Source organism: Actinomadura bangladeshensis, from assembly GCF_004348335.1.
Classification (GTDB): Bacteria; Actinomycetota; Actinomycetes; order Streptosporangiales; family Streptosporangiaceae; genus Spirillospora; species Spirillospora bangladeshensis.
The window spans coordinates 1-9,391 of the sequence record NZ_SMJW01000290.1 but is presented as its reverse complement, the minus strand read 5'-3'; the positions used below and the strand labels follow the sequence as shown (position 1 = coordinate 9,391).

Sequence of the window (9,391 nt, the reverse complement as noted above, 5' to 3'; positions counted from 1 at the left end):
GGGCAAGGGGCGGGGGCTGGTGGTTCAGGATGGTCGCGCGACCATGCGGCCGCGTCCGGGCAGGCGCGCAGCGGCGCCACCGCCTACTTCGCGCCGAGGATCATGCCGGCCGCGACGGTGTTGCCGGTGGCCTCGTCGATCAGGATGAAGCCGCCGGTGAGGCGGTTGCGGGCGTAGTCGTCCACGAACAGCGGCTGCGTGACGCGCAGCGAGACGCGGCCGATCTCGTTCAGGCCGAGCGACTCCGCCTCCTCGTCGCGGTGCAGCGTGTTGACGTCCAGCCGGTAGTGCAGGGCCTTCACCAACGTCTTCGCGGTGCGGGTCGTGTGCTTGACGACCAGCTTGGAGCGCGGGGTGAGGGTGCGGTCCGGGGTCATCCAGCAGACCATCGCGTCGAGGTCCTGCGCGACCTCGGGCCGGTTGTTCGGCCGCGCGATCATGTCGCCGCGGGAGATGTCGATGTCGTCGGCGAGGCGGAGCGTGACCGACATCGGCGCGAACGCCTCGGTCACCGGGCCGGACGGGCCGTCGATGTGGGTGATCGTCGTGCTCAGCCCGGACGGCAGGTGCACGACCTCGTCGCCCGGCTTCAGGACGCCGCCCGCGACCTGCCCCGCGTAGCCGCGGTAGTCGTGCAGCTCGGGGTCGGTCGAGGCGTGCGGCCGGATCACGTACTGCACCGGGAACCGCACGTCGATCAGGTTCCGGTCGGACGCGATGTGGACGTGCTCCAGGTGGTGCAGCAGCGACGAGCCCTCGTACCACGGCATGTTCACGCTGCGCTCGACGACGTTGTCGCCGTGCAGGGCGGAGATCGGGATGAACGTCAGGTCGGTGACGTCCAGCTTGGACGCGAACGCGGTGAACTCGTCCACGATCCGCTGGTAGACGGCGCGGTCGTAGTCGACGAGGTCCATCTTGTTGACCGCCACGACCAAGTGCGGGACCTGCAGCAGCGTGGTGAGGAACGCGTGCCGCCGCGACTGCTCCAGGATGCCCTTGCGGGCGTCCACCAGGATGATCGCGAGGTCGGCGGTCGACGCGCCCGTCACCATGTTCCGGGTGTACTGGATGTGCCCCGGCGTGTCCGCGATGATGAACTTGCGGCGCGGCGTCGCGAAGTAGCGGTACGCGACGTCGATCGTGATGCCCTGCTCCCGCTCGGCGCGCAGGCCGTCGGTCAGCAGCGCGAGGTTCGTGTACTCCTCGCCGCGCTCGGTGCTGGTGCGCTCCACCGACTCCAGCTGGTCCTCGAAGATGGACTTGGAGTCGAACAGCAGCCGCCCGATCAGGGTCGACTTGCCGTCGTCGACGCTGCCGGCGGTGGCGAACCGCAGCAGGTCCATCGGCTTGCCCGCGGGCTCCTCGTTACCGGCCATCAGAAGTAGCCCTCCTTCTTGCGGTCCTCCATCGCGGCCTCACTGGTCCGGTCGTCGGCGCGGGTCTGGCCGCGCTCGGTGATCCGGGTCGCCGCGATCTCCTCGATCACCTCGTCCAGCGTCGCCGCCGACGACTTCACCGCGCCCGTGCAGGACGCGTCGCCGACCGTCCGGTACCGGACCGTCGCCGCGAACTCCGGCTCGTCGTCGCCGCGGTGCGCGAAGCCCGTCTCGGCGTCCAGCAGCAGCCCGTCCCGCTCGAACACGCGGCGGGTGTGCGCGAAGTAGATCGAGGGGAGGTCGATCCCCTCCCGGCGGACGTAGTCCCAGATGTCGAGCTCCGTCCAGTTCGACAGCGGGAACACCCGGACGTGCTCGCCCTGCTCGATCTTCGTGTTGAACAGGTTCCACAGCTCGGGGCGCTGGTTCTTCGGGTCCCACTGGCCGAACTCGTCGCGGAACGACACCACCCGCTCCTTGGCGCGGGCCTTCTCCTCGTCGCGCCGCGCCCCGCCGAACGCCGCGTCGAACCGGTGCTCCTCGATCGCGTCCAGCAGCGGCACGATCTGCAGCCGGTTCCGGGACGCGCGGCGGCCCTTCTGCTCGGCCACCCGGCCGCTGTCGATCGCGTCCTGCACCGACGCCACCACCAGCCGCACCCCGAGCTCGGCCACCCGCCGGTCGCGGAACTCGATCACCTCGGGGAAATTGTGCCCGGTGTCGACGTGCATCACCGGGAAAGGGATCGGCGCCGGCCAGAACGCCTTCTCGGCCAGCCGCAGCATGACCAGGCTGTCCTTGCCGCCCGAGAACAGCAGCACCGGCCGTTCGAACTCGGCCGCCACCTCCCGGAAGATGTGGATCGACTCGGCTTCAAGGACGTCCAACTGCGACAGCAGGTAATCCGAACGCTGCATGGTCTGGGTCTCTCTCCACGCTGGTCTGGCAGATGCAACCGATGGTCACGGGACGGGACGTCCCACCCGGAACAAATCAATCGGGCTGTGCGCCGCTGACTCCCGCGATGCCGGTCAACAGCATGGGCGCCGAGACGGGATGGCACACCAGGATATCCGGGAGCCGCGGGTCCTCCCGGTTGTACTCCAGCGGCGACCCGTCGACGCGGGACGCGTGCGCGCCCGCGCCGAGCGCCACCGCCGCAGGCGCCGCCGAATCCCACTCGTACTGGCCGCCCGCGTGCACGTACGCGTCGACCTCGCCGAGCAGCACCGCGGAGATCTTCGCGCCCGCCGACCCGATCGGCACCAGCTCCACGTCGACGTCCAGCTCCGCGGCGAGCCGCCGGACGAACTCCGGCGGCCGCGTCCGGCTCACCGCGATGCGGAGCTTGCCCGCGTCCGGCGCCGGTACGTGCAGCGGGACCTCGCGCGGCTGCGCGGACCCCGGACCGGCCGTCACCGGGTCGGGCTCCCCCGGGTCCGTCCGGACGAGCGAGGCGCCGCCCGTCGCGTCCGTGCGCAGCGTCAGGCCCTGCGCCGGCAGCGCCACCGCGCCGGCGGCCAGCCGGCCCCGGCCGGAGGCGTCCCGCTCCCACAGCGCCACGTGGACGGCCCAGTCGCGGCGGCCCTCCTCGGAGAACTCGCGGGTGCCGTCCAGCGGGTCGACGATCCACACGCGGCCGGCGGTGAGCCGCTCGGCGGTCGCGGTGTTGCGGGTCGGGGCGCGCTCGTCGCCCTCCGCCCGCTTCCCCGCCACCGAGGAACGACCCTCCTCCGACAGGACGGCGTCGCCCGGACAGCGCTCGGCCAGCGCCGCCATCAGGTACTCGTGGGCCCGCAGGTCGCCGGTGTCCTTCAGGACGCGCGCGTCCCCGTACCCGACCTCGTCCCGAACACCGAGCAGCAGCCGCCCCGCCGCACCGGCGAGCTCCGCCGCCAGCGCGTGGTCGTCCACATCCCTCATCCGCTGATCACATTCCCGACTCGAATGGTCTGTTCGGTCTACTTTCTCATGCCTACCCGAGCCGGCCCGATGCCCGGTCCCGCTCAGTAGGCCCCGGAGCCCCTCAGGACCGCCGACCAGGTCTTCCACATGATCTGGAGATCGAGCGCCAGCGTCCAGTTGTCGACGTAGCGCAGGTCGAGCCGGACCGACTCCTCCCAGGACAGGTCCGAGCGCCCGCTCACCTGCCACAGGCCCGTCAGCCCCGGCTTCACCACCAGCCGCCGGTACACGTCGCCGCCGTACTGGGCGACCTCCTCGGGCAGCGGCGGGCGCGGGCCCACCAGCGACATCTCGCCGCGCAGCACGTTGATCAGCTGCGGCAGCTCGTCCAGCGAGTAGCGGCGCAGCCACCGGCCCACCCGGGTGATCCGCGGGTCCTCGCGGATCTTGAACAGCACGCCGTCGTTCTCGTTCAGCTGCACCAGTTCGGTCTTGCGGGCCTCGGCGTCCTGCACCATCGTGCGGAACTTCAGCACGGTGAACTCGCGGCCGCCGCGCCCCACCCGGACCTGCCGGAACATCACCGGGCCCGCGCTCGTCACCTTGATCAGGAACGCGACGATCAGCATCAGCGGGCTCAGCGCCAGCAGTCCCGCGAGCGCGGCCGTGCGGTCGAACAGGCCCTTGAACAGCTTGCGGCCGCCGTCCAGCTCCGGGTGCTCCACGTGCAGCAGCGGCAGGCCCGCCACCGGGCGGATCGAGATCCGCGGGCCGGTCACGTCCATCAGCGCCGGCGCCACCACGAGCTCGATGTCGTTGCGCTCGATCTGCCACGCCAGCCGACGCAGCGCCACCCCGTCCATCTCCGGGCACGCCAGCACCGCCACCGACTCCGCGCCGATCCGCTCGGCGACCGCCGCCGCCTGCGCGAAGTCGCCCAGCACCGGGACGTCCTCGACCGCGGCGACCGCGTCGTCACCGGACGCGAGCGCCGGCGGGAGGCACACCGCCACGATGTCCATGCCGTGGTACCGCTTCTTGCGCAGCTCCCGGATCAGGTCGGCCACCGACGTGCGGTGCCCGACCGCGACGACCCGCCGCATGCATTCGCCGTTCCAGCGCCGCTTGTGCAGCCACTTGCGCAGCCGGTACCGCGCGACCAGCGCGAGGAACGTGCCGAGCGGCAGCGCCATCACCACGTACCCGCGCGCCACCTCGGTCTTCGTCGCGTACGCCACGATCGCGACCGCGGCCGTCAGGATGAAGCCCGCGCGGATGACGCGGTGGAACTCCTCGTACCCCACGCCGATGTAGCGGGGCTGGTAGGCCCGGCACATCATCAGCGTCGGCAGCCACAGCAGGGGGAGGGCGACGGTCAGCGCGACGTACGGCGCGTTCGCCGCGTCCGGATCCATCGGCACCCCGGGGAACCGGAGCACGAACGCGATCACGCCCGCCAGCAGCATGCTGACGAAATCGAGGCACCGGGCGACCCGGCGGTACGACCCGCTCCAGTTCTGCGAGGGCGCATGCCCCCGCTCATGGCGAATCGATGACTCGGCCTGCACCTTGTCAACGACGGCCATAGACCACTCACCAATCCCCTGTAACGCGCGCCCCGACAGCACGGTTCACACCGAAGACGGCTGAACGTCGCGTGAGGTTCACATGCATCTCGAACCTCGATCGAGCAGCATCTTACGTGTGCTTTGCCGTGGTCACGGAGGGAACGCCTCCATCACCCCAACAACATCGGCAAACCACGATGAACCCGGACGAATAGTCAACCGCAGCGGCATGATCGACCGCTGTCCAGGCCCGTCCGCGGCCGGATCCGGTCAACCCGCGTGGAACACGTTCTGCGCCGCGGCCAGCCCGTCCGCCATCAGGGCCTCCACCGCGTCCGCCGCCCGGTCGACCTCGAGCGCCAGGTCCTTGCGCTCGGCCGCGGAGAAGTCCTTCAGCACGAACGCCGCCGCGTCCATCCGCCCCGGCGGCCGGCCCACGCCGAACCGCACCCGCTGGTACTCCCTCGACCCCAGCGACTTCGTCAGCGACCGCAGGCCGTTGTGACCGTTGTCACCGCCGCCCTGCTTCAGCCGCACCGCGCCGAACGGGATGTCCAGCTCGTCGTGGACGACGACCAGCCGCTCCACCGGCACCTTGTAGAAGTCGCACAGGCCCTTCACCGGCCCGCCCGACTCGTTCATGAACGACCGCGGCTTCGCCAGCACCGCCCGCGTCCCCGCGAGCCGGCCCTCCAGCACGTCCGCGCGCGCCCGGTGCGACTTGAACCGGCCGCCGGCCCGCGCCGCCAGCACGTCCAGCACCATGAACCCCGCGTTGTGCCGGTTCCCCGCGTACGAGGGACCGGGGTTGCCGAGCCCCACCACCAGCCAGAGATCCGCGCTCACCCGAACTCCTCACGCACGAACGCTCTCCATGCACGAACACGGCCCCCGCCGGTGCGCACGCACCCGCGGGGGCCATGAAGGAACCATGCGGCGAAACGCCGTCCGCCCTACTCGGCGGCGGCCTCCGCCTCACCCTCGGCGGCCTCGCCCTCGCCCTCGGCGGCCTCGGCCCCGGCCTCGGGAGCCGTCGCCGCCGTCGCGTCGAGGATCTGCAGGATCAGCGTGTCCTCGTCCGCCGCGAGCGTCGTCCCCGACGGCAGCCTCAGGTCCTTCGCCAGCACCTGCGAGTCGACCCCCAGGCCGGAGATGTCCAGGTCGACCGACTCCGGAATGTTGGTCGCCTCCGTCTCCACGGAGATCTCCACCTCCGTCTGCGCCACCTGGCCGCCCGCGACCACGTCGCCGACGACGTTCACCGGCAGGTCGACGACGACCTTCTCGCCGCGCTTCACCAGCAGCAGGTCGACGTGCTCCAGGAAGCCCTTGATCGGGTCGCGCTGCACGTCCTTCGGCAGCGCCAGCTCCGAACCGCCGCCGAGACCCTCGATGGTCAGCAGCACGTTCGGGGTCTTGAGCGCCAGCATCAGGGCGTGCCCCGGCAGCGAGATGTGCTGCGGGTCGGTGCCGTGACCGTAGAGGACGGCGGGCACCTTGCCGGCCCGGCGGGTGCGCCGCGCGGCACCCTTACCGAACTCGGTGCGCGGCTCGGCGGCAATGCGTACCTCGGACACGGCGAAAACTCCCTGCTTGTTGCGATCCACGGCCGTCCGGCGTCGGACGTCCGCTACGGACAGTTGCGATCCACGCACGCCGACTAAGGGCGGGCGCCTCAAAGATTCGTTGCGTCCCCCGGGGAGTGCGGCCCCTGTACCGGCACCGCACTGAACGACCCGGAGGCATGCGCGATTCAAAGAGTCTAGCCGATCGCCGCGCCGCGAAACGCCAGAGCCCGCCGAGACCCGCGCCACCCCGCAGGGCTAGCTGTGGCCGCCGAAGAGGCTCGTCACCGAACCGTCGCTGAACACCTCGTTGATCGCGCGGGCGAGCAGCGGAGCGATCGGCAGCACGGTCAGCTTGTCGAACCGCTTGTCCTCCGGGATGGGCAGCGTGTTCGTCAGCACCACCTCGGAGATCCGCGAGTTCTTCAGCCGGTCCACCGCCGGGCCCGACAGCACGCCGTGCGTCGCCGCCACCACGACCTTCGCCGCGCCCTGCTCGAACAGCGCCTCCGCCGCCTTCACGATCGTCCCGCCGGTGTCGATCATGTCGTCGACCACCACGCAGGTGCGGCCCTTGACCTCGCCGACGACGTCGAAGACCTTCACCTCGTTGGCCACGTCCGGGTCGCGCTTCTTGTGGATGATCGCCATCGGCACGCCGCCCAGCCGGTCCGACCAGCGCTCGGTCACCCGCACCCGGCCCGCGTCCGGCGCGACCACCGTCACCAGCGAGGTGTCCAGCCGGCTCTCGAAGTGCCTGGCCAGCAGGTCCAGCGCGAACAGGTGGTCCACCGGGCCGTCGAAGAAGCCCTGTATCTGCGCCGTGTGCAGATCGACCGTGATCAACCGGTCCGCGCCCGCCGTCTTGAACAGGTCCGCCATCAGCCGCGCCGAGATCGGCTCGCGGCCGCGGTGCTTCTTGTCCTGCCGCGCGTACCCGAAGAACGGCGCCACCACGGTGATCCGCTTGGCGGACGCGCGCTTGAGCGCGTCCACCATGATCAGCTGCTCCATGATCCACTGGTTGATGGGAGCCGTGTGGCTCTGGATCACGAAGGCGTCCGAGCCGCGCACCGACTCGAGGAACCGTACGAACGTCTCACCGTTGGCGAAGTCGTACGCCGACGTCGGAGTCAGCTCGATGTGGAGGTTGTCGGCGACTTCCTTGGCCAGGTCCGGGTGGGCTCGGCCGGTGAAGAGCATCAGCTTCTTCTGACCGCTCGCTTTGATCCCACTCACCTCTGACAACTCCCCCTCAATGGAACGTGCCTTACCCGTGGGGTGTCGTCCCCACTCCCCCGCGCACCACAAGAGCCGGGCGCACGGGTTGCTCTGTTGTCACCGGAAGACGCCGCTGTCCTCCACGTCCCCGCTCCGAAGCGGGGCAGTCCTCACCGGACCGCGCTAGGGCGCGCCCTCCTCCTCGGCCTTCGCCCGCCGGGCCGCGTCGGCCGCCGGCGTACCGGGCCGCCTGCGCTCCACCCAGCCCTCGACGTTGCGCTGCCGCGCCCGCGCGACCGCCATCGCCCCCGGCGGGACGTCCTGGACGATCACCGATCCGGCCGCGGTGTAGGCGCCGTCGCCCACCGTCACCGGCGCGACGATCATGTTGTCGCTGCCGACCTTCACGTGCGACCCGATGACGCTGCGGTGCTTGTCCACACCGTCGTAGTTCACGAACACCGAGCTCGCGCCGATGTTGGAGCCCGCGCCGATCTCGGCGTCGCCCACGTAGGTCAGGTGCGGCACCTTCGTGCCCTCGCCGATGTCGGCGTTCTTGGTCTCGACGTACGTCCCGATCTTGGCCTTGCGGGCCAGCCGGGTTCCCGGCCGCAGATAGGCGTAAGGACCGACCGAGGCCTCGGGCCCGATCTCCGCCTCCACGCAGACCGCGTTGATCACCGTGGCGCCCTCGCCGACCGTCGTGTCGGTCAGCGTGCACCCCGGCCCGACCCGCGATCCCTCGCCGAGATGCGTCTTCCCGTGCAGCTGCGTGCCCGGGTGGATCTCGGCGTCGGGCTCGGCGGTCACGTCGACGTCGATCCACGTGGACGCGGGGTCGACGATCGTGACCCCGGCCCGCATGTGCGCTTCGAGGATCCGGTCGTTCAGTTGCCTGCGCGCCTGCGCGAGCTGGACCTTGTCGTTCACGCCCTGGGTCTCGACCCAGTCGGCGACCAGGTGCGCACCGGCGCGGTGCCCGTCCTCGCGGACGATCGCCACCACGTCGGTGAGGTACTCCTCGCCGCCCGCGTTGTCGGTGGTCACCCGCTTCAGCGCGTCGGCCAGCAGCGCCCCGTCGAACGCGTACATGCCGACGTTGATCTCGTTGATCGCCCGCTGCGCGTCCGTCGCGTCCTTGTGCTCGACGATCGCCTCGACGCCGCCGTCGGCGGCCCGGACCATCCGCCCGTACCCGGTGGCGTCCGGCATCTCGGTCGTCAGGACGGTCGCGGCGTTGCCCTCGCCCTCGTGCACCCGCACGAGCGCCTGCAGGGTCTCGCCCCGCAGCAGCGGGTGGTCGCCGTTGGTGACGACCACGGTCCCGTCGAGGGCGCCGGTCTGCTCCAGCGCCATGCGCACCGCGTGGCCGGTCCCGCCCTGGTGCTCCTGGACGACGGCCTCGGCATCGGGCGCGTGCGCGCCGAGATGCTCGATCACCTGCTCGCGGCGGTGCCCGACGACGACGACGAGCCGCTCGGGCTCCAGCCGCCGCGCCGCGGCCAGCACATGCCCGAGCATGCTGCGCCCGCACAGCTCGTGCAGGACCTTCGACTTTCGGGACTTCATCCGGGTGCCCTCGCCCGCGGCGAGAACGATGACGGCGGCCGGTCGGCTCGCAGCGCTCACAAGGAGGCTCCTCGGCATCGCGGACGGGATCGGTCTAGGACGCGCCCACCTGCGAGATCACACCACGGCAGGCCGGAACGCACCCAACACGGGCAGGATACCGCCCGCTCCCCACCTGTCACCC

8 protein-coding genes are annotated in these 9,391 nt (G+C 71.0%); all 8 read right to left on the bottom strand.

Annotated features, from left to right (window positions below):
* Window positions 1–83: 83 nt before the first annotated feature.
* The 8 genes from E1284_RS34915 to glmU all read right to left on the bottom strand — a co-directional run bounded on the left by E1284_RS34915 (window position 84) and on the right by glmU (window position 9,267).
* Entirely contained in the window at window positions 84–1,346 is a 1,263-nt protein-coding gene (locus tag E1284_RS34915; protein ID WP_131944433.1) for a sulfate adenylyltransferase subunit 1, read from the bottom strand.
* Between the two features lie 32 nt (window positions 1,347–1,378).
* Window positions 1,379–2,296, bottom strand: a complete 918-nt coding sequence (gene cysD, locus E1284_RS34910) for a sulfate adenylyltransferase subunit CysD (RefSeq protein ID WP_131944432.1) — start codon at window positions 2,294–2,296, stop codon at window positions 1,379–1,381.
* 76 nt (window positions 2,297–2,372) lie between these two features.
* Complete coding sequence (locus tag E1284_RS34905; protein ID WP_131944431.1) at window positions 2,373–3,302, bottom strand: inositol monophosphatase family protein; 930 nt, start codon at window positions 3,300–3,302, stop codon at window positions 2,373–2,375.
* An 83-nt stretch (window positions 3,303–3,385) separates the two neighbouring features.
* A complete protein-coding gene (locus E1284_RS34900) occupies window positions 3,386–4,870 on the bottom strand; it encodes a sugar transferase (protein WP_131944430.1) in 1,485 nt (494 codons plus the stop codon).
* 252 nt (window positions 4,871–5,122) lie between these two features.
* Window positions 5,123–5,698 carry an aminoacyl-tRNA hydrolase gene (gene pth, locus E1284_RS34895; protein ID WP_131944429.1) on the bottom strand — a complete coding sequence of 192 codons (576 nt, stop codon included), beginning with the start codon at window positions 5,696–5,698 and terminating at the stop codon, window positions 5,123–5,125.
* 107 nt (window positions 5,699–5,805) lie between these two features.
* Entirely contained in the window at window positions 5,806–6,429 is a 624-nt protein-coding gene (locus tag E1284_RS34890) for a 50S ribosomal protein L25/general stress protein Ctc (protein ID WP_131944428.1), read from the bottom strand.
* A gap of 246 nt (window positions 6,430–6,675) precedes the next feature.
* Window positions 6,676–7,656, bottom strand: coding sequence for a ribose-phosphate diphosphokinase (locus E1284_RS34885; protein ID WP_131944427.1), 981 nt, complete (start codon window positions 7,654–7,656; stop codon window positions 6,676–6,678).
* A 165-nt stretch (window positions 7,657–7,821) separates the two neighbouring features.
* Window positions 7,822–9,267, bottom strand: a complete 1,446-nt coding sequence (gene glmU, locus E1284_RS34880; protein ID WP_279433103.1) for a bifunctional UDP-N-acetylglucosamine diphosphorylase/glucosamine-1-phosphate N-acetyltransferase GlmU — start codon at window positions 9,265–9,267, stop codon at window positions 7,822–7,824.
* Window positions 9,268–9,391 lie beyond the last annotated feature (124 nt).

Coding starts and splice junctions, on each gene's coding strand:
- E1284_RS34900 (WP_131944430.1), bottom strand. CDS start 4,870: ATGGCCGTCGTTGACAAGGTGCAGGCCGAGTCATCGATTCGCCATGAG.
- E1284_RS34915 (WP_131944433.1), bottom strand. CDS start 1,346: ATGGACCTGCTGCGGTTCGCCACCGCCGGCAGCGTCGACGACGGCAAG.
- E1284_RS34905 (WP_131944431.1), bottom strand. CDS start 3,302: ATGAGGGATGTGGACGACCACGCGCTGGCGGCGGAGCTCGCCGGTGCG.
- cysD (WP_131944432.1), bottom strand. CDS start 2,296: ATGCAGCGTTCGGATTACCTGCTGTCGCAGTTGGACGTCCTTGAAGCC.